General features: G+C 69.8%; 30 protein-coding genes. 17 read left to right on the top strand and 13 right to left on the bottom strand.

Going from position 1 to position 26,957, the window contains the following annotated elements:
- Positions 1-180: 180 nt before the first annotated feature.
- From ABLE43_RS03190 to ABLE43_RS03180, 3 genes are read right to left on the bottom strand one after another with little or no spacing between them, the layout of a single operon-like run.
- Positions 181-1,077, bottom strand: a complete 897-nt coding sequence (locus tag ABLE43_RS03190; RefSeq protein ID WP_348977031.1) for an aldo/keto reductase — start codon at positions 1,075-1,077, stop codon at positions 181-183.
- A 29-nt stretch (positions 1,078-1,106) separates the two neighbouring features.
- Positions 1,107-2,051 carry a 2-hydroxyacid dehydrogenase gene (locus ABLE43_RS03185; RefSeq protein WP_348977030.1) on the bottom strand — a complete coding sequence of 315 codons (945 nt, stop codon included), beginning with the start codon at positions 2,049-2,051 and terminating at the stop codon, positions 1,107-1,109.
- 18 nt (positions 2,052-2,069) lie between these two features.
- Entirely contained in the window at positions 2,070-3,722 is a 1,653-nt protein-coding gene (locus tag ABLE43_RS03180) for a thiamine pyrophosphate-binding protein (protein ID WP_348977029.1), read from the bottom strand.
- Positions 3,723-3,810: 88 nt separating this feature from the next.
- Between ABLE43_RS03180 and ABLE43_RS03175 the strand changes: the two genes are divergently transcribed.
- The 3 genes from ABLE43_RS03175 (at position 3,811) to ABLE43_RS03165 (ending at position 6,318) form a co-directional block, all read left to right on the top strand.
- Positions 3,811-4,548 (top strand): CoA transferase subunit A, encoded by a 738-nt coding sequence (locus ABLE43_RS03175; RefSeq protein WP_425475225.1) that lies wholly within the window; start codon positions 3,811-3,813, stop codon positions 4,546-4,548.
- 239 nt (positions 4,549-4,787) lie between these two features.
- Entirely contained in the window at positions 4,788-5,678 is an 891-nt protein-coding gene (locus tag ABLE43_RS03170) for a 5'-nucleotidase, lipoprotein e(P4) family (protein WP_348977027.1), read from the top strand.
- A 4-nt stretch (positions 5,679-5,682) separates the two neighbouring features.
- Complete coding sequence (locus tag ABLE43_RS03165; protein WP_348977026.1) at positions 5,683-6,318, top strand: CoA transferase subunit B; 636 nt, start codon at positions 5,683-5,685, stop codon at positions 6,316-6,318.
- A gap of 247 nt (positions 6,319-6,565) precedes the next feature.
- On the opposite strand, the gene ABLE43_RS03160 is transcribed toward ABLE43_RS03165, so the two are convergent.
- A complete protein-coding gene (locus ABLE43_RS03160) occupies positions 6,566-7,822 on the bottom strand; it encodes an MFS transporter (protein ID WP_348977025.1) in 1,257 nt (418 codons plus the stop codon).
- A gap of 131 nt (positions 7,823-7,953) precedes the next feature.
- Between ABLE43_RS03160 and leuC the strand changes: the two genes are divergently transcribed.
- The 8 genes from leuC to ABLE43_RS03120 all read left to right on the top strand — a co-directional run bounded on the left by leuC (position 7,954) and on the right by ABLE43_RS03120 (position 13,911).
- Complete coding sequence (leuC, locus tag ABLE43_RS03155; RefSeq protein ID WP_348977024.1) at positions 7,954-9,390, top strand: 3-isopropylmalate dehydratase large subunit; 1,437 nt, start codon at positions 7,954-7,956, stop codon at positions 9,388-9,390.
- A gap of 6 nt (positions 9,391-9,396) precedes the next feature.
- On the top strand, positions 9,397-9,519 hold the full coding sequence (locus ABLE43_RS03150) for a hypothetical protein (protein WP_348977023.1): 123 nt from the start codon (positions 9,397-9,399) through the stop codon (positions 9,517-9,519).
- Positions 9,516-10,352 carry an N-acyl homoserine lactonase family protein gene (locus ABLE43_RS03145; RefSeq protein WP_348977022.1) on the top strand — a complete coding sequence of 279 codons (837 nt, stop codon included), beginning with the start codon at positions 9,516-9,518 and terminating at the stop codon, positions 10,350-10,352. Before ABLE43_RS03150 ends, ABLE43_RS03145 begins: the two co-directional genes overlap by 4 nt.
- Positions 10,352-10,942, top strand: a complete 591-nt coding sequence (leuD, locus tag ABLE43_RS03140) for a 3-isopropylmalate dehydratase small subunit (protein ID WP_348977021.1) — start codon at positions 10,352-10,354, stop codon at positions 10,940-10,942. Before ABLE43_RS03145 ends, leuD begins: the two co-directional genes overlap by 1 nt.
- Before the next feature lie 61 nt (positions 10,943-11,003).
- Positions 11,004-11,327, top strand: coding sequence for a DUF1476 domain-containing protein (locus tag ABLE43_RS03135; protein ID WP_348977020.1), 324 nt, complete (start codon positions 11,004-11,006; stop codon positions 11,325-11,327).
- Position 11,328: 1 nt separating this feature from the next.
- A complete protein-coding gene (locus ABLE43_RS03130) occupies positions 11,329-11,565 on the top strand; it encodes a BolA/IbaG family iron-sulfur metabolism protein (protein ID WP_348977019.1) in 237 nt (78 codons plus the stop codon).
- Positions 11,566-11,578: 13 nt separating this feature from the next.
- Positions 11,579-11,902 (top strand): Grx4 family monothiol glutaredoxin, encoded by a 324-nt coding sequence (gene grxD, locus ABLE43_RS03125; RefSeq protein WP_348977018.1) that lies wholly within the window; start codon positions 11,579-11,581, stop codon positions 11,900-11,902.
- Between the two features lie 746 nt (positions 11,903-12,648).
- On the top strand, positions 12,649-13,911 hold the full coding sequence (locus ABLE43_RS03120) for an MFS transporter (protein WP_348977017.1): 1,263 nt from the start codon (positions 12,649-12,651) through the stop codon (positions 13,909-13,911).
- A 4-nt stretch (positions 13,912-13,915) separates the two neighbouring features.
- On the opposite strand, the gene ABLE43_RS03115 is transcribed toward ABLE43_RS03120, so the two are convergent.
- The 3 genes from ABLE43_RS03115 to ABLE43_RS03105 form a co-directional block, all read right to left on the bottom strand.
- Entirely contained in the window at positions 13,916-15,121 is a 1,206-nt protein-coding gene (locus tag ABLE43_RS03115) for a GGDEF domain-containing protein (RefSeq protein WP_348977016.1), read from the bottom strand.
- A gap of 84 nt (positions 15,122-15,205) precedes the next feature.
- Positions 15,206-15,745 (bottom strand): 16S rRNA (guanine(966)-N(2))-methyltransferase RsmD, encoded by a 540-nt coding sequence (rsmD, locus tag ABLE43_RS03110; RefSeq protein WP_348977015.1) that lies wholly within the window; start codon positions 15,743-15,745, stop codon positions 15,206-15,208.
- Positions 15,745-17,169, bottom strand: a complete 1,425-nt coding sequence (locus ABLE43_RS03105; protein ID WP_348977014.1) for a pseudouridine synthase — start codon at positions 17,167-17,169, stop codon at positions 15,745-15,747. The genes rsmD and ABLE43_RS03105 overlap by 1 nt, the downstream gene beginning before the upstream one ends.
- 102 nt (positions 17,170-17,271) lie before the next feature.
- On the opposite strand from ABLE43_RS03105, the gene ABLE43_RS03100 reads away from it, so the two are divergent.
- The 5 genes from ABLE43_RS03100 (at position 17,272) to ABLE43_RS03080 (ending at position 20,536) form a co-directional block, all read left to right on the top strand.
- Positions 17,272-17,706 (top strand): response regulator, encoded by a 435-nt coding sequence (locus ABLE43_RS03100; RefSeq protein ID WP_348977013.1) that lies wholly within the window; start codon positions 17,272-17,274, stop codon positions 17,704-17,706.
- A 212-nt stretch (positions 17,707-17,918) separates the two neighbouring features.
- Positions 17,919-19,526 carry a phosphoenolpyruvate carboxykinase gene (locus tag ABLE43_RS03095; RefSeq protein WP_348977012.1) on the top strand — a complete coding sequence of 536 codons (1,608 nt, stop codon included), beginning with the start codon at positions 17,919-17,921 and terminating at the stop codon, positions 19,524-19,526.
- Positions 19,527-19,673: 147 nt separating this feature from the next.
- Positions 19,674-20,054: a hypothetical protein gene (locus ABLE43_RS03090; RefSeq protein ID WP_348977011.1), complete on the top strand. Its 381-nt coding sequence runs from the start codon at positions 19,674-19,676 to the stop codon at positions 20,052-20,054.
- Positions 20,055-20,087: 33 nt separating this feature from the next.
- Complete coding sequence (locus tag ABLE43_RS03085; protein ID WP_348977010.1) at positions 20,088-20,285, top strand: hypothetical protein; 198 nt, start codon at positions 20,088-20,090, stop codon at positions 20,283-20,285.
- Positions 20,286-20,347: 62 nt separating this feature from the next.
- Positions 20,348-20,536: a hypothetical protein gene (locus ABLE43_RS03080; protein WP_348977009.1), complete on the top strand. Its 189-nt coding sequence runs from the start codon at positions 20,348-20,350 to the stop codon at positions 20,534-20,536.
- Here ABLE43_RS03080 and ABLE43_RS03075 read toward each other — a convergent pair.
- Positions 20,533-21,285, bottom strand: coding sequence for a YaaA family protein (locus tag ABLE43_RS03075; RefSeq protein WP_348977008.1), 753 nt, complete (start codon positions 21,283-21,285; stop codon positions 20,533-20,535). The genes ABLE43_RS03080 and ABLE43_RS03075 overlap by 4 nt on opposite strands.
- A gap of 186 nt (positions 21,286-21,471) precedes the next feature.
- Here ABLE43_RS03075 and ABLE43_RS03070 point away from each other — a divergent pair, with 186 nt between their 5' ends.
- Positions 21,472-22,773 (top strand): tetratricopeptide repeat protein, encoded by a 1,302-nt coding sequence (locus ABLE43_RS03070; RefSeq protein ID WP_348977007.1) that lies wholly within the window; start codon positions 21,472-21,474, stop codon positions 22,771-22,773.
- A gap of 105 nt (positions 22,774-22,878) precedes the next feature.
- On the opposite strand, the gene ABLE43_RS03065 is transcribed toward ABLE43_RS03070, so the two are convergent.
- The 5 genes from ABLE43_RS03065 to ABLE43_RS03045 are packed head-to-tail and all read right to left on the bottom strand — an operon-like array spanning position 22,879 to position 26,942.
- Positions 22,879-24,759, bottom strand: coding sequence for a methyl-accepting chemotaxis protein (locus ABLE43_RS03065; RefSeq protein ID WP_348977006.1), 1,881 nt, complete (start codon positions 24,757-24,759; stop codon positions 22,879-22,881).
- Between the two features lie 16 nt (positions 24,760-24,775).
- Positions 24,776-25,066, bottom strand: a complete 291-nt coding sequence (locus ABLE43_RS03060) for a hypothetical protein (RefSeq protein ID WP_348977005.1) — start codon at positions 25,064-25,066, stop codon at positions 24,776-24,778.
- A complete protein-coding gene (locus ABLE43_RS03055) occupies positions 25,063-26,076 on the bottom strand; it encodes a chemotaxis protein CheB (protein ID WP_348977004.1) in 1,014 nt (337 codons plus the stop codon). The genes ABLE43_RS03060 and ABLE43_RS03055 overlap by 4 nt, the downstream gene beginning before the upstream one ends.
- 40 nt (positions 26,077-26,116) lie before the next feature.
- Complete coding sequence (locus ABLE43_RS03050; protein WP_348977003.1) at positions 26,117-26,557, bottom strand: chemotaxis protein CheW; 441 nt, start codon at positions 26,555-26,557, stop codon at positions 26,117-26,119.
- Positions 26,558-26,579: 22 nt separating this feature from the next.
- The gene (locus ABLE43_RS03045) at positions 26,580-26,942 is read right to left on the bottom strand and encodes a response regulator (RefSeq protein ID WP_348977002.1); all 363 of its coding nucleotides are present in this window, start codon (positions 26,940-26,942) and stop codon (positions 26,580-26,582) included.
- Positions 26,943-26,957 lie beyond the last annotated feature (15 nt).

Raw genomic sequence — 26,957 nt, 5'->3', positions numbered from 1 at the left:
GCGGCGCTATAGCCTGATCCACTTGCGTGGAAACGGTACCGGCCCGCTCCCCCACGGGTCCCAGCAAAGTAATACTTTGCTGGGCTACCCGCACCCGGCCACCCATCAGGATACTGGCGTGGGTGGCCGGGTGGGGGAGCGGGCCGGTACCGCACTGATCCCGCGTTGCTGGATCAGACTCTACGGCAGGCGGGTGCCCATGCCGGCCTGCAACACCGCATACCATTCCGCGCGGGTCCATTCGACGCGATAGGCGTCGGTAGCCGCGGCGATGCGCCCGGGGTTCTGCGATCCAACGATCGGGATCACCCGCGCCGGATGGACCATCGCCCAGGACAGCGCCGCCGCCGTCGCATCCACGCCGAAGCGCGCGCCCTGTCCGGCGAGCAGCGCGGCGGCGGGATGGGCGGGATCGGCCAGCCGCCCGCCGCCCAGCGGCGACCATGCCAGCACCGCCATGTCGCGCGCCATCGCCTGATCGAGCGTCCCGTCGAACAGCGGCGCGGCGTGCAGCGGCGAGAACTCCGGCTGGGTGCTGAGCAACGGCAGGTCGAGGAAGGTCGCGAGCGCCTCGACCTCCGCCGGGCTGTGGTTCGACACGCCGATTCCGCGCACCTTGCCGCTGTCGACCATCACGGTCAGCGCCCGCGCCACCTCCTGCGGATGGGTCAGCAGGTCGCGGCGGTGGATCTGGTACAGGTCGATCCGTTCCACCCCCAGCCGGGCGAGCGACGCATCCAGCGCCTGCGCCAGCGCGTCGGCACCGCTGTCATACGGCACGCCCGGTCGGATGCCGCCCTTGGTCGCCAGCACCATCCGTCCACGCAGCTGCGGCGCGTCGGCCAGCACCTGCCCCAGCAGCGCCTCGGCCGATCCGAACCCATCGGGTGTGTCGGCGCCATAGATGTCGGCGGTGTCGAACAGGGTGATCCCGGCACCCAGCGCCGCCTCCACCAGCGCCTGCGCCTCCGCCACCGGGCGCGCGGCGAAGCGCCACATGCCCCAGGCGAGGGGCGAGACGAGGATGTCGCTGCGCCCCAGCGGGCGGGCGTCGGCGGTGGCGCGGAGCATGGTCATGAGGAGGGTCCATGGCACGGACCGGGCGGTCAGGCTACCGGCGTCAGCGCCTTGCCCTGCTCGAACCACGCGACCAGATTGTCGACCACCAGCTGCCCCATCGCCGCGCGTGTCGCCTGCGACGCCGATCCGATGTGCGGCAGCAGCACGCAATTGTCGGCGGCGATCAGCGCGTCGGGCACCTGCGGCTCGTCGGCATAGACGTCCAGCCCGGCGGCGAGGATCGTGCGCTGCGTGACCGCGCGGACCAGCGCGTCCTGATCCACCACGCTGCCGCGCGCGACGTTGACGAAGATGCCGTCGCTGCCCAGCGCCGCCAGCACCCCGGCATCCACCAGATGCTTCGTGCCCGCACCACCCGGCACGACCGCGATCAGCACGTCGCAGGCATGCGCGAGGGCGACCGGATCGGGATGATAGGCATAGGCGACCCCCGCCTGCCGGTGTCGCCCGTGATAGGCGATCTCGACACCGAACCCCTCCAGCCGCCGCGCGATCGCCTTGCCGATCGCGCCGAGGCCGAGGATGCCGATCCGCCGTCCGCGCAACGTGGGCGACAGGGGAAAGGGGCCGTCCGGCCAGTGCCGCGCGCGCACGAACGCATCGGCCTGCGGCAGGCGACGGATGGTGGCGAGCAGCAGCGCGACGGCGAGATCGGCGACCTCGTCATCCAGCACGCCCGGCGTGTTCGTCACCACCACGCCGCGCGCCGTCGCTGCCGGCACGTCGATATTGTCGTAGCCGACGCCGAAATTGGCGACGATCTCCAGCGCGGGCAGCCAGTCGAACAGTGCCGCGTCGATCCGCCCGGCCAGCGTGTTCGCCGCCAGCCCGCGGATTTCCGGCCCGATCTTCGCAAGATAGGCGTCCGCATCATCCTGTTCCCACATTCGGTGGAGGTCGAACCGGGCGTCGAGCGCGGCGACGACCGGATCGGGCATCGGCGCGGGCATCAGGATCGCAGGTCTGGTCATGGCGGCCTCCATCATCGCTCAGCGGGAACGGATCGCCGCGATCGTGGTGCCATGGGTGATGACCTCGATATCGGTCTTCAGGTGCAGCAGCCGCACGCCCTTGCGGCCCAGCGCGCGGTCGAGCGCGGGGGCGAAGGCATGGGTCGTCTCCACCGTTTCCGCCCAGCCGCCATAGGCGCGGGCGAGCGCTGCAAAATCGGGGTTGTTCAGCGTCGTGCCGCTGAGGCGCGCGGGATATTCGCGTTCCTGGTGCATGCGGATCGTGCCGTAGCCGCCGTTGTCGACGAGGATGACGAGCAGGTCCGCGCCATGCTGGACCGCGGTCGCAAGTTCCTGTCCGTTCATCAGGAAATCGCCGTCCCCCGCGACCGCGACCGCCGTCTTGCCCGGTTCACGCAGCGCGGCGGCGACGGCGGCGGGGACGCCGTATCCCATCGCGCCGCAGGTCGGGGCGAGCTGCGTGCCCGACCAGCCATAATGCCAGTAGCGGTGCCACCAGCCCGAGAAATTGCCCGCGCCGTTGCAGATGATCGTGTCCTGCCCCGACAGCCGGTCGCGCATCGCAGCGACGCAGGCGCCGAGGTCGAGCGTCACGTCGCGGGGGGCGGGGGTGGACCATGCCAGCCACTCGGCATGTGCTTCCTTGCCGGCGGGATGCGGCTGCGCGGGCGGTTCGGCGCGGGCGAGCATGTCGGCGAAGGCGGCGGGGGTCGCCGCCACCGCCATGTCGGCGCGGTACACCCGGTCGAGTTCGCCGGGGTCGGGGTGGACGTGGATCAGCACCTGCCCCGGATGGTCGGGGGTGACGAGGGTATAGCCGTCGGTCGTCGCCTCGCCGATGCGGGGGCCGACGACCAGCAGCAGGTCCGCCGCCCTGATCCGGGCGACCAGCCGGGGGGAGGGGCCGTAGCCGAGGTTGCCCGCCCATGCCGGGCGGTCGTTGGCGATCGCGTCCTGGCGGCGGAAGGCTCCGGCGACGGGGATGCCCCAGCGTTCCGCAAAGGTTGCGAAGTTTGCGCCGGTAGCGGCATCCCAGCCCGCCCCGCCGACGATCGCCACAGGGGAATGGGCGGTTTGCAACTGGGCGAACAGCGTCCCGAAGTCGGCAGGGTCGAGGGTGGAAGGTTGCACCGCCAGCGCTGGCCGGTCGGTCGTTGCCGCTTCCTCGACCAGCATGTCCTCCGGCAGCGCGATGACGACCGGGCCGGGCCGACCGGAGGTGGCGGTGCGCCACGCACGCGCGACATATTCGGGGATGCGCGCCGGATCGTCGATGCGCAGCACCAGCTTGGCGAGCGGCGCGAACATCGCGCCGAAATCGACCTCCTGAAACCCCTCGCGGTCGCGCATGCCGCGATCGACGTCGCCGATGAACAGCAGCAGCGGAATCGAGTCCTGCATCGCGACATGCACGCCGATCGAGGCATTGGTCGCACCCGGCCCGCGCGTGACGAAGGCGACGCCGGGACGTCCGGTCAGCACCGCATCGGCGCAGGCCATGAAGCCGACCCCGCCCTCCTGCCGACATGTCACCAGATCGATGTCGGGCGTGTCGTGCAGCGCGTCGAGCACCGCGAGGAAACTCTCGCCCGGAACGTGGAAGATGCGGTCGCAGCCATGGATGCGAAGGGCGTCGACGAGGATGCGGCCGCCGGGTCGTGCGATTGTCATCCCGCCACGCTACCGCGCCGACCGGGCGAGCGCCAGCGGCGTGGCCAAGTTGAAAGCCGGTTCAACTTCTTGACGGCAACCGCCCGCCATGCGTAATCGGGCCGGACAGACGAGGAGAGCGCGCGTGAAGAAGCTGTATCCCGATGCCGCGGCGGCACTGGAAGGATTGCTCCACGACGGGATGACGATCTGCGCGGGCGGGTTCGGCCTGTGCGGCATCCCCGAGCGGCTGATCGACGCGATCCAGGCTTCGGGCGTAACCGGCCTGACCATCGCCAGCAACAATGCGGGCATCGACGGGCAGGGCTTAGGCAAGCTGCTGCGCACGCGCCAGGTCAGGAAGATGATCTCGAGCTATGTCGGCGAGAACAAGGAGTTCGAGCGGCAATATCTGTCGGGCGAGCTGGAGGTCGAGTTCTGCCCGCAGGGGACTCTGGCCGAGCGGTGCCGCGCAGGGGGAGCGGGCATCCCCGGCTTCTATACCAAGACCGGCGTCGGCACGCTGGTGGCCGAGGGCAAGGAAGTGAAGCAGTTCGACGGCGAGGACTATATCCTCGAACGCGGCATCCGCGCCGACCTGAGCATCATCAAGGGGTGGAAGGCCGACGAGAGCGGCAACCTGATCTTCCGCAAGACCGCGCGCAACTTCAACCAGCCGATGGCGACCGCCGCCAACATCTGCGTCGCGGAGGTCGAGGAGGTGGTGCCGGTCGGGTCGCTGGACCCCGATGCCATCCATTTGCCGGGCATCTATGTGAAGCGGATGATCGTGGGCGCGCCGTACGACAAGCAGATCGAGTTCCGCACCGTGCGGGAACGGGCGTGATGGGTTCGCGCGCTTCCGGTATCCCTGCGCAGGCGGGGAACCAGGGTTGTCTAGCGCCAGTGTCCGTGGCTCTGGATCCCCGCCTGCGCGGGGATACGGCTGAGGCGGGAGGCGCGTTCGCCCTGCCCACCGCGTACCCCGGCGGAGGCCGGGGTCCAGCCGGGGGACGCCGGGGTATCATCGCAACGGTTGCCCGACTGGGCCCCGGCCTTCGCCGGGGTACAGGCTTGCCTGCGGCGATGCGCGTGCTGACCCTCGGCACCGCCGCCCTTGCGCTGTCGGGCTGCGTCGTCGCGGTCGGCAACCAGTCGGCGGCCCCGGTCGCGCCCGCGACGGTCGCGGGGGTGCCCGCGGGGATGCAGTATCTCTATGGGTCGGGCGAGGCCGCTGCCGCCAGTCGGCAGGCCTATGCGGGCCTCGTGCGCTATGCCCAGCAGTATCAGCGCGACCGCACGACGCTGCGCCGGATGCCGATGCAGGCGGTGCTGGCACCCACGGCGACGCTGGCGCAGCCGACGCCGCTGCCGTGCACCGGCCCGAGCGCGGTCGTGTTCGACGTGGACGAGACGGTGCTGCTCAACACCGGATACGAATATTCCGACGCGCGCGGGGGCCTCGCCTATGACGCGGCGCGCTGGGAACGGTGGGAGCGATCCGACGGGCGCGCGACGCAGGCGGTGCCCGGCGCGGTCGAGGGGCTGGCGGCGCTGCGCGCGGCGGGCGTCACCGTCGTGTTCAATTCCAACCGCAATGCCGCGACGGCCCAATACACCGAAGCGGTGCTGAACCGCGCCGGGCTGGGTCCGGCGAAGCATGGGAGCACGCTGTTCCTGAAGGGCGATGCGCCCGGCGGATCGGCGAAGGACGCGCGGCGCGCGCTGATCGCGAAGCGATACTGCGTGCTGGCACTCGTCGGCGACCAGCTGGGCGACTTCAGCGACCTGTTCAATGCCGGGCTGAAGCCTGCCGAGCGCCGTGCCGCCGCCAACGCCCCGGCGATCGCGTCGCTATGGGGCAACGGCTGGTTCGTGCTGCCCAACCCGGTCTACGGCACCGCGCTGGCGGGCGATTTCGACGACGTGTTTCCCAATGATCTGCGCTGGAGCGATCCCGGCGTTCCCAAGGAGTAGGCGCATGGCCTGGACCCGTGACGAAATGGCGGCCCGCGCCGCGCGCGAGCTGAAGGACGGTTTCTACGTCAACCTCGGCATCGGCATCCCGACGCTGGTGGCCAACCATATCCCCGAGGGGGTGACGGTGACGCTGCAATCGGAGAACGGGATGCTGGGCATCGGCCCGTTCCCCTATGCCGGGGAGGAGGACCCCGACCTCATCAATGCGGGCAAGCAGACGATCAGCGAGCTGCCGCAGTCGGCCTATTTCTCGTCCGCCGACAGCTTCGCGATGATCCGCGGCGGGCATATCGACCTGACCGTGCTGGGCGCGATGGAAGTGGCCGAGAACGGCGACATCGCCAACTGGATGATCCCCGGCAAGATGGTGAAGGGCATGGGCGGGGCGATGGACCTCGTCGCCGGGGTCAAGAAGATCATCGTGGTGATGGAGCATGTGTCCAAGAACGGCGATGCGAAGTTCATCCCGGCGTGCACGCTGCCGCTGACCGGGCGGAACGTGGTGGACATGATCGTCACCGACCTCGCGGTGTTCCAGCGGCCCGACCACGACAGCCCGTTCCGGCTGATCGAATGCGCGCCGGGGGTGACGCGGGAAGAGGTCCGCGCGAAGACTACGGCGGATTACGTCGAGTAGTTTGGTTCACGCGAAGGCGCGAGGACGCGAAGAAGGAAGAAGGTTGGTTCGCGCGGAGACGCGGAGGCGCGGAGGGGGTGCCTGCGCGGCGGCTGCGGGTTGTCGGGCGAAGCCTTTTGATCCGTTGGACCCGGTTATCGAGTGCCGCTGGCGCGGCTGGAGAACCCTTCTCTGCGTCTCTGCGTCTCTGCGCGAAAACGATCTTCTTCTTTCTACTCCGCGGCTTCGCGCCTTCGCGTGAACCCGATCAACGCGCCGTCTCCGGCATCTTCCACCACAGCAGGCCCAGCGCCAGCGCCGCAATCCCTGCCAGCAGCAGGAACGCCGCGTCATATCCGCCGCGCACGATCATCACGCCCGCGAGGGTGGTGCTGAGTGCGCCGCCCAGCCCCTGCACCGTCGCCACCGCTCCCTGCGCGGCGTTGAACCGCCCGCTGCCGCGCATGATCGCGGCGATCACCACCGGCAGCAGCGCACCGAAGATGCCCGCGCCGATCCCGTCGAGCAGCTGCACGAACAGCAGCCACGCCGGGGCATCCGCGAAGGTATAGAGAACGCCCCGCAGCACCAGCACGGCGGTGCCGACCAGCAGGATCGGGCGATGCCCCCAGCGATCGGCGTTGCGCCCGACGACGATCGCGACCGGCACCATCACCAGCTGCGCGCCGACGATGCACGCCGCGACCAGCGAGGTGGCCTGCGCCGCGCCGACCTCGCGCCCCAGCAACTGCCCGACCGAGGGCAGCATCGCCGCATTGGCGAGATGGAACAGGAAGGCGACGGCGGCGACGATGGCGAGCGCGGGGGTGCCGGTCAGCGTGCGCCACAGCGACGGCGCGGGGGCGCAGGATTCGTCCGGGTCGTCCTCCCGCCCCTCGCAGCCGCGCGCGACGTCGTGATCGATCGCATCGCCGTCCACCATCAGGATCGCGCCGACGCTGCACACGGCAAGGCCCGCCATCAGGTAGAAGACGACCTGCGGCCCGAATTTCCACGCCAGCACCCCCGCCAGCGCCGCCGCGACGGCATTGCCCGCGTGGTTGAACGCCTCGTTCCGGCCGACCCGCCGGGTGAAGGCGCGCGGGCCGACGATGCCGAGCGTGATCGCGGCGATGCCCGGCGCGAACACCGCCCCCGCCACCGCCGCCAGCGACTGGGTGATCGCGACCATGGTGAACCCCGACACGATCGGCAGCGAGATCGAGGCGAGGGTGACGACCAGCGCCGCAACGACGAGGATCGCGCGCTTCGCCCGCACCCGGTCGACCAGCGCGCCCGCGGGCGTCGTCGCCAGCAGCCCGGCGATCCCGGCGATGGTCATCACCATCCCCGCCGTCGCCTCGGTCCAGCCGTGCGACGGGCCGCGCACCGACACCAGATAGATGGCGAGATACGGCCCGAGCCCGTCGCGCACATCGGCGAGAAAGGCATTCATCGCATCCAGCGCCCGCCCGTTGCGACGATCGGGGCGGGGCCGGGGAGGATGCAGCGCGAGCGTGGCCATGGCATATCCGTATACGAAGGGTGCGCGCGGCCAACGGGCATGCCGGACGAAGGGTCCGCCAAGCCGGGCTTTTCGTAACGAAATATTGCTGCGCCTTTCGGTCGGCGCAGTTTTCGGATAACGGCACGCGCATGAGCAGCCGTCCGCAAACCCTGTATGAGAAAATCTGGGCCGATCATGTCGTGGAGCGCCGCGACGACGGCACCTGCCTGATCTATATCGACCGGCACCTCGTCCACGAAGTGACCAGTCCGCAGGCGTTCGCGGGCCTTCGCGCCGCCGGGCGGGGGGTACGCCGTCCCGACCTGACGCTGGCGGTGCCCGACCACAACCTGCCGACGACGCGGCGGGTGGATGCGCGGGGCAACCGCCTGCCGATCGCCGACCCGGCCAGCGCCCAGCAGCTGGCGGCGCTGGAGAAGAACGCGCCCGATTTCGGCATCCGCTATATCGATGCGACGGCGGCGGAGCAGGGGATCGTCCATGTCGTCGGGCCGGAACAGGGCTTCACCCTGCCGGGCACGACCCTGGTGTGCGGCGACAGCCATACCAGCGCGCACGGGGCGCTCGGCGCGTTGGCGTTCGGGATCGGCACCAGCGAGGTCGAGCATGTGCTCGCCACCCAGACGCTGCTGCTGCAACAGTCGAAGACGATGGAGATCCGCGTCGACGGGACGCTGGGCTATGGCGTATCGGCCAAGGACGTGGTGCTGGCGATCATCGGCAGGACGGGGGCGGCGGGCGGCACCGGCTATGTCGTCGAATATACCGGCGAGGTGATCCGCGGCCTGTCGATCGAGGGGCGGTTGACGGTCAGCAACATGTCGATCGAGGGCGGCGCGCGCTCCGGCCTGATCGCGCCGGACGAGACGACCTTCGCCTATCTGAAGGGGCGTCCGATGGCGCCCACGGGCGCGGACTGGGACCGGGCGGTCGCATATTGGCGGACGCTGCCGACCGATGCGGGCGCGCGCTACGACCGGGTGGTGCAGTTGCACGCGACCGACATCGCCCCGTCGCTCACCTGGGGAACCAGCCCGGAGGACGTGGTGCCGATCACCGGCGTCGTGCCCTCGCCCGACAGCTTCGCCGATCCGAGCAAGCGCGTCGCGGCGCAGAAGTCGCTGGAGTATATGGGGCTGACCCCGGGCACGCGGATGCAGGACGTGCCCGTCAGCTACATCTTCATCGGCAGCTGCACCAACAGCCGCATCGAGGACCTGCGCGCCGCGGCGTCGGTGGTGAAGGGGCGCCATGTCGCCGACGGGGTGAAGCAGGCGCTGGTGGTCCCCGGCTCCGGCCTCGTCAAGCGGCAGGCGGAGGCCGAGGGGCTGGACCGCATCTTCACCGAGGCGGGGTTCGAGTGGCGGGAGCCGGGCTGTTCGATGTGCCTCGCGATGAACCCGGACAAGGTGCCGCCGGGCGAACGCTGCGCTTCCACCAGCAACCGCAATTTCGTAGGGCGGCAGGGACCGGGCGCCCGCACCCATCTGCTCAGCCCCGCCATGGCGGCGGCGGCGGCGGTGACGGGGCGGCTGGCCGATGTGCGTGAACTGGTGACGGAGTAACGGGGCATGAAGAAGGTACTGATGATGCTGATCGCGGGTGCCGTGCTGAGCGGCGTCGCGGCGGCCTATGCCTCCGCCCCGCGTGGGCTGACGAAGCCGGTGACGAGCCGGCCGGGCACGCCCGCATGATCGCGCGCATCGCCGCCGCCGCCGCGCTGCTGCTGACCATGGGGCAGGCGCCGAAGCCCGCCGCACCCGCCGCCGACGTGGAGCTGTGGCGGCTCGACTGCGGCGGGGTGCAGGTCAACGACCTCAACGCCTTTTCGGACACGCTGGCCTATACCGGGCAGCGCAAGCGGCTGGTCGCCAGCTGCTATCTGATCCGCCACGGCGGCGACTATCTGCTGTGGGACACCGGCCTGCCCGAGGCGGTGCTGGGCAAGGCCCCGAACAGCACCGACGCGATGTCGCCGATCCTGACCACCACGATCAAGGCGCAGCTGGCGAAGATCGGCGTCCGCCCCGAACAGATCGGTCGCGTCGGCATCAGCCACTATCATTTCGACCATATCGGACAGGCGGCGGGCTTTCCGCAGGCAACGCTGCTGATCGGTCAGGGCGATGCCGACGCGCTGAAGGCGGGGAAACCCGGCACCAGCGCCGAACCGCTGAAACCCTGGTTCGGCGGCAATGCGAAGGTGGAGCCCGTGGACGGCGACAAGGACGTGTTCGGCGACGGCAGCGTCACCATGCTGAACCTGCCGGGGCATACGCCGGGGCATCATGCGCTGCTGGTGCTGCTCAAGGACAAGGGGCCGGTGCTGCTGTCGGGCGACCTCGCCCATTTCCGCGAGAATTACGATACGAACGGCGTGCCGCCGTTCAACACCGATCGCGCCCAGTCGCTTGCCTCGCTCGACCGGTTCAAGAAGCTGGCGGGCAACACCAGGGCGACCGTGATCCTGCAACACGAGGCGAACGACGTGGCCAAGCTGCCCGCATTTCCGGGATCGGCGCGCTGATGGAACCGGTCGTCCATGTCGAGGGGCGCGCCTATCCGTGGGGCGCCAAGAACATCGATACCGACATCATCATCCCGGCGCACTGGCTGAAGACCACGACGCGCGAAGGGCTGGGCAAGGGCGCGTTCGAGAGCGTGCGGGCGGAAGACGGCAATATCTTCGACGATCCGCGCTATGCCGGCGCGCCGATCCTGATCGCGGGCGAGAATTTCGGCTGCGGCTCCAGCCGCGAACATGCCGCCTGGGCGCTGGGCGACATGGGGGTGAAGGCGGTGATCGCGCCGAGCTTCTCCGACATCTTTTCCGGCAACGCGATCAAGAACGGGATCGTGACGGTCGTGCTGCCGCAGGACGCGATCGACCGGCTGGTCGAGGTGGCGCGCGAGCATCCGGTCGCGATCGATCTGGAGACGATGACCGTCACCACCCCCTATCAGGACCGCTTCGCGTTCGCGCTGGACCCGTTCCGGCGCAAGTGCCTGATCGAGGGGCTGGACGAGATCGGCATGACGCTGGCGCAGGACGGGGCGATCGCCGACTATGAATCGCGCGTCGCGGCGGCGCGGCCATGGGTCGGTGCCGCCGCCTGAGGCCGTTGCGCGGGCGCATCGTCCGCCCTATCTCGGAGGGCGACGACCACAGGGGACCAGCATGACCACCTTCGACGACCGCGAACGCGCATTCGAGGCCAAATTCGCCCATGACGGCGAAATGGCGTTCCGTGTGACCGCGCGGCGCAACCGGCTGCTCGGCCATTGGGCGGCGCGCAAGCTGGCGCTGACCCCGGCGGAGACCGAGGCCTATGCCACCGCCGTCGTGCAGGCCGATTTCGAGGAGGTCGGCGACGAGGACGTGATCCGCAAGCTGGTGTCCGACCTGACCGCCGCCAATGTGACGTTCGACGAGGCGGAAGTCCGCCAGGCGATGGCCGATGCCGAGGTCGAGGCGCGCCGCCAGCTGCTGGGGAGCCTGTAACGTGCCGATGGCAGCCGAAGAGATCGTGGGCCTGATCGTCGCGGCGATCCCCGATGCGACGGTCGAGATCACCGATCTGGCGGGCGACGGCGACCATTATGCTGCGCGCGTCACTTCCGAGAGTTTCCGGGGCAAGCCCCGCGTGGCGCAGCAGCGTGCCGTCTATGCCGCGCTCGGCGGACGGATGGGCGGGGTGCTCCACGCGCTGCAACTGACCACCGCCGTTCCGGCGGCCTGAAGGATTTGACACGATGACCGACGATACCAGTGCCCGCATCGATGCGGTGGTGAAGAACAACCCCGTCGTGCTGTTCATGAAGGGCAGCCCGCTGTTCCCGCAGTGCGGCTTCTCGAGCCGCGCGGTCGCGATCCTCAACCATCTGGGCGCCGAGTTCGAGAGCGTCGACGTGTTGCAGGACCAGGCGATCCGGCAGGGGATCAAGAGCTATTCGGACTGGCCGACCATTCCGCAGCTGTATGTCGGCGGCGAGTTCGTCGGCGGATCGGACATCATGATGGAGATGTACGAGAGCGGCGAGCTGGCCGAACTGCTGGGCGGCGACAAGGCGGCCTGAACGCCTGACGACCGATGGATGCGAGGCCCGGCGGCACGATGGTGCCCTCGGGCCTTTTGCTTGGGCGCGACGGCGGGGCCGGGTTGGGCGGACCGGCGACTGGAGAGAACCGATCCGCCCGTCGAAGCGCGAACGCATCGAGGCATATTCTACTTTGCAGTTCGCGTGCCAGTTCGGGAAAGGCGTGGAACGGGGCGGGGTATGATCGTTAACCGCGCCTGGTCGCCTCGCCATATTGTAAGGCAAACCGACAGTTATCTCCCGGATCCGTCATTCCCGCGTAGGCGGGAAGCCATATTCGCTGCCGGATGTGATCTGTCGCAAGCGCTGGCGCATATGGATCCCCGCCTTCGCGGGGATGACGAACGTTGCCGGGTCGGCACGCCGCCAGCAGGCGTTGAGCGGATGCAGCAAGAAAAACGCTGGGTTCGCGCGGAAGCGCGGAGGCGCGGAGGAAGAAGGATTGGTCGCGCGGAGGACGCAGGGGACGCAGAGAGGGGCCTCTCCGGTCGCGCGAACGGCGTTCGCACCTTGGGTCCGGCCATTCAACAGGCTTCGCCGGGCACGCGGCAGCCGTTCCGCCCGCACCCCGTCTGTGGCCTCCGCGCCTCTGCGCGAAATTTGCCTTTCTCTTTTCCCTCCGCGTCTCCGCGTGAACCCCCTTTCTCCCACGAAATAAGCAGCGCTGGCTTCCGCCGAAGCGAAAGCTGCTTGCGTCCGCGCCCGCAGCCGATAGGCGGACGGCCATGTCCAGTCCCAACCCGATGCGCGCGCATCGCCGCATCCTGATCGCCAGCCTGATCGGCACCTCGGTCGAATTCTACGACTTCTATATCTACGCCACCGCCGCGACCCTGGTGTTCGGGCCGCTGTTCTTTCCGTCGGAAAGCGTGTCGGCGCAGTTGATGGCGAGCTATCTGTCGATCGGCCTCGCCTTCGTCGCGCGGCCGCTGGGCGCGGTGGTGTTCGGGCATTTCGGCGACCGGCTGGGGCGTAAGTCGACGCTGGTCGCCTCGCTGATGCTGATGGGCGGATCGACGCTGCTGATCGCGTTCCTGCCGACCTATGCCATGGTCGGCTGGGTCGCGCCGCTGCTGCTGTGCACGCTGCGGTTCGCGCAGGGGCTGGGGCTGGGCGGCGAATGGGGCGGCGCGGCGCTGCTCGCGGTCGAGAATGCGCCGCCGGGGTGGCGCGGGCGCTTCGGCATGGTGCCGCAACTGGGGGCGCCGGTCGGGTTCATCGCCGCCAACGGGCTGTTCCTGATCCTCGGCCTCGCGCTGTCGGAGGCGGATTTCGTGGCGTGGGGCTGGCGGCTGCCGTTCCTGTTCAGCGTCGCGCTGGTCGGGCTGGGCCTCTGGGTGCGCCTGAAGCTGACCGAGACGCCCGCCTTCCGTGCCGCGCTGGAGAAGGAAGCCCCCGCCGGCGTACCGATCGCCGAACTGGCGGGCGGGCATCTGCGCGCGACGCTGGCGGGGACGTTCGGGGTCGTCGCCTGTTTCGCGCTCTATTACATCGCGACGACGTTCGTGCTGGGGTACGGCACCACCGCGCTCGCCTTCCCGCGCAGCGCGTTTCTCCAGACGCAGCTGGTGGCGATCCTGTTCATGGGGCTGGGCATCGCGTGGGCGGGATGGTGGTCCGACCGGGCGACGCCGGGGCGGGTGCTGGCGGGCGGATGCGGCGGGGTGGTCGCGGCGGGCCTGCTGCTGGCGCCGATGCTGGGCACGGGATCGCTGTTCGTGATCGGCGTCTGGCTATCGTTCGCGCTGCTGATGATGGGGTTCGTCTATGGTCCGCTCGGCGCATGGCTGCCCGCGCTGTTCCCGGCACGGGTGCGTTATACGGGGGCGTCGATGGCGTTCAACGTCGGCGGGGTGATCGGCGGCGGGCTGACCCCCAGCATCGCGCAGGCGCTGTCGGCGGGGCAGGGGTTGTGGGCCGTGGGGCTGGTGCTCGGCGCGGCGGGGGTGGCGAGCCTGGTCGGGCTGGCGCTGGTGCCGCGCCGCTGAGGCTTCAGCGCGGGTGGCGATCGATCGCGACGAGGGTCGGGCGCTGCCGGTCGCCCTCGGTCGGGGCCGGGGCGGGCGAGATGCGGTTGCGCCCGCTGCGCTTGGCGACATAGCTTTCCTTGTCGGCGCGCTCGATCATCGAAGCGAGCGTATCGCCCGCCTGCAACTCGGCCAGTCCGCCGCTGACCGTCACCATCGGCAGGTGCGCGCCCATCGCGGGCACCGCGCCGCGCACCGCCTGCGCGGTCAGCCACGCGCCGCGCGCGGTCGTGCGGTCGAGCAGCATCAGGAATTCCTCGCCGCCCAGCCGCGCGACGATCGCACCGGGCGGGGCATGGGCGCGCAGCACCTGGGCAAAGGCGCGCAGCACGGCATCGCCGGTCGCATGGCCGTAGTTGTCGTTGACCTGCTTGAAATGATCGAGGTCGAACAGGATCGCGCCGAGCGGCTCCCCCCCGGCCTGGGCCGACGCCAGCATCGCCGCGCCCCGCCGGTCGAGCGCGCGCCGGTTCGCCAGCCCGGTCAGCGGATCGGTTTCCGATTGCGCCAGGCGATATCCGGTGGCGTTGCGCATGACCAGCAGCAGCACCAGCAGCCCGGCGGTGACGATCAACATGCCGCCCGTCGCCTGCGAGAACAGGGCATAGGCGCTGCCCGCATAGTCCCGCGCGTTCTGCCCCGATCCGAAGGCGACCGCGAAGAACGGCTTGGCGACGAAATACAGGCTGAGGACCGCCAGCACGCCGCTCAGCGCCCACCAGATCCGTCCGCCCACGTCGCGCGCGACGCGGAACGACACGACCGCCGACAGTGCGGTCCCGGCCACGAACGGCGCCTGGAACGTCAGTTCGTACCACAGCACGTTGCGCGGCCCGCCCCAGATCAGCGCGCGGATCACCAGGCCCACGACCAATATGCCGAGCGCCGCCGCCGTCGGACGCGACCGCCCCGCGACCGCCGCCAGCGCGAGCGGCATGATCGTCAGGCACAGCAGGAACGAAGCGTAGCTCAACGCCACGAAGGGACCCGTCCACGGCGTGAGTCGCACCCCCAGTTCGCTCAGGGGGGTCAGCATGCCGATGGCATAGACCGCGGCGAACCACAGGACATAGCGCTGGTCGGGGTAGGACAGGCGAATCGACGCGAACGCCACGGCGAACAGCGCCGCAACGACCGTGTTGCCGATCAGAGCGTAGAGTGCGCCGTCCACCCGATCCTGCCCCCTTTGACCGCGCGCTTCATATCATGGAACGATCGATCCCGAGCGCGGCGATTGCCGTTATGTACGTATTGTTCAACTGCGCCGCAGCAGCGTGATCTGCGCCTTGCCGTGCACCCGCTGCACATCGACGGTGAAGTCGGGCAGGTCGATCGCCTCCCCCTTCGCCGTTTCGATGCTGACCCAGGTGGCGGGGCCGATCCAGCCGAGCCGGGCGAGCTTGTCCGCCGCCACCGCGCCCGCGCCGCTGGCATAGGGCGGGTCCATCATCACGAGGTCGAGCGGGCGGGGTGCTACCCCCAGCGACAGGACCGAGGTCGCGCGCACGTCCGCGCCCCCTGCGTTCAGTTTCGCGATGTTGGCGCGCAGCGCGTCGAGCGCGGCCTTGTCCTGCTCGACGAACAGGCAGGTGGCGGCCCCGCGCGACAGCGCCTCCAGCCCCAGTGCGCCCGATCCGGCGAACAGGTCGGCGACCGCCAGTTCGTCGAAGCTGCCGATCCTGCTGGCGAGCATCGAGAACAGCGCCTCGCGCGTGCGGTCGGCGGTGGGGCGGGTGGCATCCCCCTTGGGCGCGACGAGCGGGCGGCCGCGCCATTCCCCGGCGATGATCCGCATCAGCGCTTCCCCCCGCCGGGACCGCCGCGCTTCGGCTTGGTGCCGGGCGGCTTGCCCTTGGGCGGGCGGTTCGACGGCGCGGCCTTCGCCCAGCCTGCGGGCTTGCGCCTGGGCCGGTCGACGAAGCTCGCCCGGTCGGCGTCCGCCGCCTCCGCCTGGGTCATGCGGCGGTCGACGGGACCGCGCGCGGCGCGCGGCTTCGCTTCGTCATAGGCCGGGCGCTCGGCGAAGGCGGCGGCGCGGCGCGCGCGCGGGTTGGGCGCGTCGGCGCGGGGCTGCGGCGCGGGGGTCACACCGCGCGCGGGTGCCTTGCCATAGGCGCGCCGATCGCCGAGGCCGGGCTGGCGGCGCTCCGCCGGGGTCTGACCGGCGGCGGCGAGCGGGTCGAACCCGGCGCGCGGTTCGACGGGACGTTCGGTCGCATGGCTGCGGAAGCCGGTCGGGCGCTTGGTCGCCGGTGCCGCGCGGGCGGACACGGGCGCGGCGCGATCGGGCCGGTCGGGGCGGCGCCCGCCGAAGCCCGAGCGCTGGGCATCCTGCTCGGTGCGCGGGCGCACGGGTTCGGGCCGGGGCAGCGGCGACGCGCGCTTCCACGCCTTCAGCGCCGCCGGATCGGCCCCCTCGGGCGCAGCCTTGCGGGTCGGCTTGTGCTCCAGCGTCTTGCGGAAGGCGACCAGTTCGTGCTGCCTGATCTCGTCCACCGCGCCCTCGGGCAGGTCTTCGAGGAAGAACGGGCCGTAGCGGGTGCGGATCAGCCGCGAGACCTTCAGCCCCAGATGTTCGAGCACGCGCCGCACCTCGCGGTTCTTGCCCTCGGTCAGCGTCATCTCGATCCAGGTGTTGGTGCCGGTGCGGCGTTCGAGATTGGCATTGATCGGGCCATAGCGCACGCCGTCGATCTCGATGCCGAGCATCAGCTCCTCAAGTTGCTGCTGGCTGATCTCACCATAGGCGCGGGCGCGGTACGTCCGCTCGACGCCGGTCGCGGGCAGTTCCAGACGGCGCTTGAACTCGCCGTCGGTGGTCATCAGCAACAGCCCCTCGGTATTCAGGTCGAGCCGCCCGACCGGAATGAGCCGGGGCAGCCCCGCAGGCAGCCGGTCGTAGATCGTCGCGCGCCCGCTGTGGTCGCGTTCGGCGGTCAGCGTGCCCGCGGGCTTGTGGAAGCGGAACAGCCGCGTCGGCTCGGGCGCGGCGACGGGCGCGCCGTCGACGGTCACGCCCTTCAGATTGGGCAGGATCGTGGCGGGGGTTTCCACCACCGCGCCGTCGATCGCGACGCGCCCGGCGGCGATCATGCGTTCGATGTCGCGCCGCGACGCCACGCCCGCGCGGGCGAGCAGCTTGGCGATGCGCTGGCCTTCGCGCTTGGGTTCGGCGGGGGAATCAACAGGGGGTGCGATGGTCGGGGTTCCAGCTTGCAACAGGGTGACGAAAGTTTCGCATCGGCGCGGTTCCTTCGTCGCATTCGTGAGTTTGTCGAAATCGTATAGGATGAATGCCATCCGGTTGAAAGCGAGCGGGCGATGTTGTTCGGGCGAAAGAAACGGCAGATCACGCGCATCCTGGTCGTCGAGGACGAGCCGCTGGTGGCGTTCGACACCGAATATTTCCTGTCGGCCAGCGGCTTCGAGATCGCGGCGACGGTCGATTCGGTGGCCGATGCGCTGCGACTCGTCGAGAGCGACGAGACGCTGGAACTGGTGCTGGCCGATGTGAACCTGGCCGACGGCAGCGGGGTGGATGTGGCGCGCACCGCGCATGGGCGGGGCATCCCCGTGCTGCTCGTCACCGGTGCGTGCCCCGAGGATGCGCGGGTGTTCGCCGCAGGGTGCCTCGCCAAGCCCTATGCGCAGAAGGACCTGCTCGGTGCGATCGATGCGATCGACGCGGTGATCGGCGGCAACCAGCCGCCGCGCCGCCTGCCCAGCGGATTTTCGCTGTTCCGCCCAGCGGCCTGACCGGCGACAGTCTTATTATCCGATTATAAGACAATTGTGCCGATCGCGCGCAATTGTCGGCTCGTCGCATCCGCTCGACGGCCAGTCCAAACGTACGTTTAACGTGTTTGACGAACCCCGACCGATAGAATAGACGCTGTTTAACAGGTTGAACAACGCGCCGGAGGACGTCGGGGTCGTCGGCGCCGATTCGGACAGGGGAGTAGTGCAGCATGGCGAACGTCACGCCGGAACATGGCCTGGACGCGATGGGGATCGAGACCGGGGCCGACGTGCACTGGAATCTGGTGACGCCGCAACTGGTCGAGCAGGCGGTCGCGCGCGGCGAGGGGCGGCTGGCCAAGGACGGCCCGCTGGTCGTCACCACCGGGCGTCACACCGGCCGCAGCCCGCAGGACAAGTTCATGGTCCGCGATGCGACCACCGAGGACACGATCTGGTGGGGCAAGACCAATCGCCCGATGCAGCCGGAACATTTCGCTGCGCTGAAGGCCGATTTCCTCGCCGAAGTCGCCAACGAACCGACGCTGTTCGTGCAGGACCTGTTCGGCGGATCGCAGCCCGAACACCGGGTGAAGGTGCGCGTCATCAACACGCTGGCGTGGCACAACCTGTTCATCCGCACGATGCTGGTGCGCCCCGAGGCGGGCGAACTGGCGGGGTTCGTACCCGACTATACCATCATCGACCTGCCGAACTTCCGCGCCGACCCCGCTCGGCACGGCTGCCGTACCGAGACGGTGATCGCGGTCAGCCTGACCGACAGGCTGATCCTGATCGGCGGCACGCAATATGCCGGTGAGATGAAGAAGTCGGTGTTCGGCCTGCTCAACTATCTGCTGCCCGAAACCGGCACGATGCCGATGCACTGTTCGGCCAACATCGGCAGGGACGGCGACACCGCGGTGTTCTTCGGCCTGTCGGGCACCGGCAAGACGACGCTCAGCGCCGATGCCAGCCGCACGCTGATCGGCGACGACGAGCATGGCTGGTCGGACACGGCGGTCTTCAACTTCGAGGGCGGCTGCTACGCCAAGATGATCCGCCTGTCGGCCGAGGCCGAGCCGGAGATCTTCGCGACCACCAAGCGCTTCGGCACGGTGCTGGAGAATGTGGTGATGGACGCGGAGACGCGCACCCTCGACCTCGACGATCCGAGCATCGCCGAGAATTCGCGCGCGGCCTATCCGATCGACTATATCCCCAATGCGTCCGCCGACAATATGGGGCCGACCCCGCGCAACGTGGTGATGCTGACCGCCGATGCCTTCGGCGTGCTGCCCCCGATCGCCCGGCTGACGCCGGACCAGGCGATGTACCATTTCCTGTCGGGCTATACCTCGAAGGTCGCGGGCACCGAGATCGGCGTGACCGAGCCGGAGCCGGTGTTCTCCACCTGCTTCGGCGCGCCGTTCATGCCGCGCCACCCCTCGGTCTACGGCAATCTGCTGAAGGACCGGATCGCGAAGGGCAATGTCGATTGCTGGCTGGTCAACACCGGCTGGACCGGCGGCCAGTACGGCACCGGGCGGCGCATGCCGATCAAGGCGACGCGCGCACTGCTGAACGCCGCGCTCGACGGGTCGCTGAACGAGGGCCGCTTCCGCACCGATCCGAACTTCGGGTTCGAGGTGCCGGTGGCGGTGCCCGGCGTCGACAGCGCGATCCTCGATCCGCGTTCGACCTGGGCCGACAAGGATGCCTATGACCGGACGGCGGCCCGGCTGGTCGACCTGTTCGTCGAGAATTTCGCGCAATTCGTCGATGCGGTGGACGACGGCGTACGCGCCGCCGCACCGAAGGTCGGCGAAGCGGCATGAGGTAGGAGAGGGAGCGCCCCCGCCACGATAGCGGGGGCGCCATTCTCGCTGATCCTGATCAAGTTGCTGTATTTACTTTGATTTAGCCCGGAACTTCCCCGGTGGGGCTTCCGTTGCCTTCCCTCTGTTCGACAGGAGGGAACGGCCATGGCCTATAAAAAGCTGGCATTCGGCCTCGGCGTATTTTCGATCGCGCTCGGGCTGGGCGAGTTGCTGGCAGCGAAGCGCATCGCCGGAACGCTCGATGCCGAGGGGGCCGAGGGGCTCATCAAGGGGTTCGGCGCGCGCGAACTGCTGGCGGGCGCGAACCTGCTCGCCGCACCGGCGGTCGCCACCAACAGCTGGAACCGCGTGGCGGGCGACGCGATGGACCTGACCGCACTGGCGTTTGCCGCGAAGGGCAGTCCGCGCAACCGGGCGATCTGGGGATCGATCGCCTTCGTGATCGGGGTGACGCTGCTCGACATCGTGACCGCGCAGGGGCTGGACCGCACGACCGGCAAGACGCTGCCGCTGCGCGCCGCCTGAACGGGGAGCCATCGGGCGGGTAGCCGCGTTCCCATGCATATGGTCGATCATGGCACCCCCGTACCCCATGGCCCGCATCGCGCGGAGGTCAGCCTGCGCATCGGCAGGCGGGCGCGGCTCGACCTGCGTGTCGCGATCGGCAGCGACGGGCTGCTCGCGATCGGCGCGCTGGTGTCGGCGATCCTGTTGTCGAGCGCGGCGATCGTGGTCGCGGCGAAGCGCCCGCGCTGAACCGTTGCACGGCTGCGCCGCGCCGCCGTGACCCGGGCGGCGGTTCGCGCGTTGCAGGCGGCATGTTCTTCGATTCCAACGCATGGCCGCCGCCGCCCGACGGCTATCGACCCCCGCGCCAGCCCCGGCTGACCCGGCGACAGGAACGCACGATGCTGACGACCGTCGGCATGTTCCTGCTGGTCATGTTCGTCGGACCGCTGACGGGATCGTCGGTCATCGCCGCGGTGATCGCGCTGCTGCGGGCCTAACCGCGCACGAACGTCCAGCGATCGCCCTCCGCCCCGGCGAAGCGATAGCCGTCGCTGTCGAACCCCTGCATCGCCGCCGCGTCGGTGACGTGGTGCTCGCACATCCAGCGCGCCATCATGCCGCGCGCCCGCTTGGCATGGAAGCTGACGAAGCGCGGACCGTCGGGGCCGTTCTCGCGGAAGTCGACGTCGATCACGCGGATGTCGTTCGGCAGCCGCCCGGCGACCGCGGCCCAATATTCCTGGCTGGCGAGGTTCAGCACCACCGCCGATCCGCTCGCCGCCACGTCGTCGGCCAGCAGCGCGGCGATGCGATCGCCCCAGTATCCGTAGAGATCCTTGTGCCGCCCCGGCGCCCAGCGCGTCCCCATTTCCAGCCGATAGGGCCGGATCGCGTCGAGCGGCCGGAGCAGCCCGTACAGTCCCGACAGGATGCGGACATGCTCCTGCGCGAAGGCGACGCCCGGTTCGTCGAGCGACTTTGCGTCGAAACCGGTATAGACGTCCCCGGCAAAGGCGCGCAGCGCCGGGCGTTCGGGCGCATCGGCGAAGGTGCGGTAGCGCGCGGCGTTCAGGTCGGCGAGCTTCGGCGATATCTTCATCAGGCTGCCAAGCCTCTTCGCGCCCAGCCGCGCCGCGCCGCGCGCGATCGTCGCCGCGTCCCCGGCCAGCCGGGGCGTGGTCGCCGCGAGCGGGGGCAGGGGCGAGGTGAAGTCGAGCGTCTTGGCAGGGGAGAGAATCGCGATCATCGCCGCCGCTTATCCGCCGCCCGGCGGGCGCGTCAAACGGGCGTGGAGCCGAAACGTTCAACGTGCGTTCACGCGCCATCGGATACCCGCCGCAGCGTGTGTGCGCTTGTGCGGATGCGGGCCGCGACCTAGAGGTGGCGCGCCTGCCGGGCGCGTCCGGCAACCAGTTTCGGGAGAGTTCACGGCATGACGTTCGTTTCCAAGGCTGCCCTCGCCGCCTTCCTCGGCCTGGGTGCAACCCTGGCGATCACGCCCTCCGCCGATGCCCAGCGCAAGAAGAAGGACGAGGCCGCCGCCGCCCCGCAGATCCAGGTCAGCGAGGCGTTCCGCACCGCCGCACTGGCCGCCGATGCGGCGATCAAGGCCAAGGACTTCGCGACCGCCGACCAGCAGATCGCCGCCGCGCAGGCCGCGACCACGGCGGGCAACGCCGACGAGGAATTCTTTCTCGCCAACCTCAAGATGAACCTCGCGCAGGCGAAGAACGATCGCCCGGCACTGGCGGCCGCGATCGATCAGGTGCTCGCCAGCCCGAAGATCAAGCCCGCCGATCGCGGCGGGCTGTACTACAACCGCGGCATCCTCGCGCTCGATGCCAAGCAGACCGACGTCGCGGTCCAGAATTTCGAGCGTGCGCGCGAGGCGGGGTATAACGACCCCGAACTCGAACTGCGCCTCGCCCAGATCAGCATCCAGCAGGGCAAGATCGACGCGGGCCTCGCGTCGATGGAGAAGGTGATCGCCGCGCGCAAGGCGTCGGGGCAGCCGGTGCCGCCCGCATGGTACAGCTACACCATCTCGACGCTGTACAAGGCGAACCGGTCGGCGGAGGCGAGCCAGTGGGCCCGCCGCCAGCTGACCGAATATCCGACCCAGGCCAATTGGCGGCAGGTGCTGCTGCTGTTCCGCGACCGTGCCGACAACAAGGGTGCGACGATCGGCAACCAGGCGCGCGTCGACGTGTTCCGCCTGATGCGCGACACCAAGTCGCTGGCCGACCAGAACGACTATCGCGAATATGTGCAGACGACGCAGGACATCGGCCTGCCCTATGAAACCGTCGCGGTGATCGACGAGGGCCGCGCGAACGGCAAGATCCCGGCATCGGCGACGATGTTCACCGCGCTCAAGACGACCGCACAGGGCCAGATGCGCATCGACGGTCCGGTGGCGGGCCTCGAAACCCGCGCCCGGTCGGCCGCGAACGGCAAACCTGCGGCGGCGGCGGGCAACGTCTATCTGGCGAGCGGCAACAACGCCAAGGCGATCGAGCTGTACCAGCTGGCGCTGCAGAAGGGCGGCGTCGATGCGGACGAGCTGAACACCCGCATCGGCATCGCCCATGCCCGCGCGGGCCAGGCGGCGGAAGCCAAGGCATCGTTTGCCAAGGTGACGACCGGCCCGCGCGGCGAGATCGCGACCTTCTGGACGCTGTACGTCGATCAGCCGCGCATCGTCGCCTCGACCCCGGTGGTCGGCAACAACTGATCGGCGGTCGTTCCGGCGACGTGACGGCGGCCCGGACTCGACGAGTCCGGGCCGCCTTGCGTTTCGGCGGGGAGGGGCCGGGCGATCCCCGGCCCGGCAGCCGGGTCAGAAGCTGCTCCAGTCCTCCTCCAGCTTCATCGCGGTATTGCCGTGCGTTGCGATGGATCGTCCCCGGCGCGGCCCGGCGGCGGGGCGTTCGTCGCGCAGCGGCACGATGCGGCCAGTATCGGCCCCGTCGTCGACGCGGAAGCGGTTGACCTGCTGTTCCAGCGTGCCCGTCTCGTCGCCCAGCGCGCCGACGGCGGCGTTGATCTCCTCGATCATCGCGGCGTTCGACTGGGTGACGCTGTCCATCTCGCCGATCGCGGTATTGATCTGCTGGATGGTCGCGGCCTGTTCGGCGGCGCTTCCGGCGATGGCGGTGACGAAGCCCGCGATCTGGTTGATGTCGGTGGCGATGCCGCGCAGCGATTCGTCGGTCTGCCGGGCGAGGTCGACGCCGTTGCGCACCCGGTCCACCGTCGCGGTGATGCGCTGGTCGATGTCGCGCGCCGCCTCCGCCGAGCGTTCGGCGAGCGCGCGCACTTCGGAGGCGACCACCGCGAAGCCCCGGCCCGCATCGCCCGCGCGCGCCGCCTCGACCCCGGCGTTCAGCGCCAGCAGATTGGTCTGGAACGACAGCCCGTCGATCAGCGAGATGATCTCGGCGATCTCGTTCGACGAGCGTTCGATGTCGCCGATCGCGGCGACGGTGCGGCGGACGATCGCCTCGCTCGCCTTCACGTCCTCGCGCGCCCTGGCGGCGATGCCCTGCGCGTCGCGGGCCTGTGCCGCATTGGCCTGTACCGTATCGGTCATCTCGCTGACGGCGGCGGAGGTCTGTTCGAGGCTCGCCGCCTGCTGCTCGGCGCGCCGGGCGAGGTCGTCGGTCGCGGCCTGCATCTCGGCGGCGTTGTCGGCGATGCCGCCGGTGCCCTGCCGGATCGCGAGGAGCGCGCCCGACAGGCGCGTCGCCGATGCGTTGAAGTCGCGCTCCAGCACGGCATAGGCGGCGGGAAAGCCGCTCAGGCGCACGCGCAGGTCGCCGTCCGACAGGCGGGCGAGCGCCTGGCCGACCTGATCGACCACCTGCTGCTGGTCGGCATCCGCCTGCTGCTTGGCGACGGCGGCGTCGCGGAACACGATGACCGCGCGCGACATGCTGCCGATCTCGTCGCCGCGGGCCGCATCGCGCACCGGGACCGACGTGTCGCCCTGCGCCAGCGCCTCCATCTCGCCGGTCAGCCGCACGATCGGGCGGGCCAGCCCGCGGGTCAGCCGGATCGAGGCGAAGATCGTCCCCACGACGAGGAACAGCCCGCCGAGCGCCAGCGCGAGCATGCCGGTGCGCATCGCCGCCGCCCGGTCGGCACGTACCTGCTCCATCCGCGTGCCCTGTTCGTCGCGGATCGCGTGCAGCGCGGGCGTGACGGAGTTGACCCAGAAATCCGCCGCCCAGCGATTGCGCCCGAGCAGTTCGGCACGCCCCCGGTCGCGATCGACCCGACCGATCGCGAGGATCGGATCGATCAGCCGCGCGCGCCATTCGTCCATCCGTGCACGGGTGGTGGCGATGCCGCGCTGCGCGACCGGATCGCCCGCCAGCAACCGGTCGAGCGCATCGGCGGCCTGGCGTTCCTTGGCCACGGCGTCGCGATAGTCGGCGATGTTCTGCGGATCGCCCGCGATCAGATAGCCGCGCATCTGGCTGTTCTGGTTCAGCATCGCCGATTCCATCGCCTGCGCCTGGGCATGGATGTCCTGCGCGCGGACGCTTTCGGTGCTGGTGGTACCGATCCGGTCGAGCGCCCACCACAATATGCCCATCATCAGCAGGACGCCGAGAGTGATGGCGGCGAAGGCACCGGCGATACGCTTGCCGATCGGTATGGAATTCATGATGTGGAACAGCCCCCAGTAGCGATTGCCACGCAGGGGTAAGCCCATGATCTTCAACGACCCGTTAAGCGGCGGGCCGCACCCCGTCCAGCCGCGCGACGATCCGCTGGCGCATCTCGTCCAGCGTCACCGCCTGTACCGCGCCCGCATCGGACAGGCCGTCGCGCAGCAGCGCGGCGATCGCCAGCTGCATCTGCGTCACCCGGTCGATCTGTTGCAGGCTGGTCAGGTGGCGGCGCAGCGTGGCTTCGTCGCCGGCGAGGTCATAGGCGAGGTCGGCGAGCAACTGCGACGCCAGCACCAGTTCGTCGGCCAGCGCGCCGGCCAGCGTCGTTCCGGCGGGCGGGGCGATCATCGCGCACATAGCTTGAGCACCGCCTGGGCCAGCGCCTCGTGCGCGACCGGTTGGGAAACCATGCCGCGGGCCAGCGCATAGCCGCCGCCGGTCGCGGGGGAGAGGGCATAGCCGCCCGCGCCCAGCATCGCCTTCACCCCGCCGCCGCCGTCTTCGCTGCCGTCGATCAGCAGCGCGGCGACCGCATCCTGCCCCGCCGCCTTTGCCGCCGAGGCGAACAGCAGCGAGATCGAGGGCCGCTCGCCCGCCACCGGTTCGCGCGCCAGCAGCCGGGCACGGCCGTCGGGCCAGCCGTCGACGACGAGGTGCCGGTCGCCCGCGGGCGCGAAATAGATGGTGCCGCGCTCGATCGCCATGCCGTCCGCCGCCACCATGACGCGCGGCGCGACCTGCTGCCCCAGCCTGGCGACCAGCCGGTCCAGCAACTCTGCCCCCAGATGCTGCACGACCAGCACCGGCGGACCGTCGGCGGGAAAGGCGGAGAAGAAGTCGAACATCGCCGCCGTGCTCGAGGCATCGCCGCCGACCACCACCAGCCGCCCGTTCCAGTCGATCGACGCCACCTTGGCCACCGGGGCGGCGGGGCGGGGCGCCTTCAACTCCATGTTGCGCGCCTGCTTGATGCGCTTGCCCAGCCGCGCGATGATCGCGTCCAGCTCGGCCGGGGCGGCGACGCGCGGCTTGGGGAAGCAATCGACCGCGCCCAGCCGGAGCGCCTCGACCGATTCGCTCGCGCCGTCGGTGGTGCGGGTGGAGAACATGATGACCGGCATCGGCCGCTGGCCCATGATCTCCGCCAGATAATCGATCCCGCTCATGCCCGGCATCTCGACGTCCAGCGTCATGACGTGCGGGCGAAGCTGCGCCACCATGTCGCGCGCCTCGGCCGCGCCGTCCGCCAGCCCGACGACCTCGACGCCGGGTATGCGCTCCAGCGCGCCTGCGATCAGCGCGCGCATCGTCAGCGAATCGTCGACGACAAGGACTTTGGTAAGCGGCGTTACAGGCACAGGCCGATCCTAGCGCGGAAAAGAGGTCAGCTTGGCAGATTCAGGCGGCGTCGGCCAGCACCACCGGATCGACCAGCCGGTCCAGCGCGAGGACGAGGATCATGCGGTCGTCGATCGTCGCCAGCCCTTCGAGATAGCGCGATGCGTCGCTGTCGCCCAGGTCGGGCAGCGGCTGCATCGCCTCGGTCGGCACGGTCACGATGTCGTTGACCGCATCGACGATCACGCCCTGCAACTGCTCGCCGATGCGCACCACGATGATGACGTGGCGCGCGCTCGGGTCGGTCATGCCCCAGCCCAGGCGACAGCGCAGGTCGAGCACCGGCAGCACGATGCCGCGCAGGTTCACCACGCCGCGGACATGGGCGGGCACGTTGGGCAGCGGCGTGGCGGGCGACCATGCGCGGATCTCGCGGATGGCCATGATGTCGACGCCGAGAAACTGGTCGCCGAGCTGGAAGGTGATGAGCTGACGGGACATGGGCAGGCTCCGGTAGGCGGGATCAGTGCAGGACGCGGCGGATCGCGGCGGCCAGCTTGTCGGGATGGAACGGCTTGACGATCCAGCCGGTCGCCCCGGCGGCGCGGGCGCGGGCCTTCTTCTCGTCCGAGCTTTCGGTCGTCAGCACGAGGATCGGCAGGCCGCTGCGCCCGGTGCCGCGCACCTCGGCGATCAGGCCGAACCCGTCCATGCGCGGCATGTTGATATCGGTGATGAGCAGGTCCGGCTCGACGCCGCCCAGCGTCTCCATCGCGTGGACGCCGTCCTCGGCCTCGATCACGCTGTAGCCGAGGTCGGTCAGCGCGACGCGCAGCAACATCCGCATACTGGGCGAATCGTCCACGGTCATGATGGTCTTGGTCACGATAGCAACTCCCCG

This window comes from Sphingomonas silueang, assembly GCF_040049155.1.
In the GTDB taxonomy this organism is placed as follows: Bacteria; Pseudomonadota; Alphaproteobacteria; order Sphingomonadales; family Sphingomonadaceae; genus Sphingomonas; species Sphingomonas silueang.
Note: the sequence above shows the minus strand (reverse complement) of the source record. Positions and strands in the feature narration are given on the sequence as shown.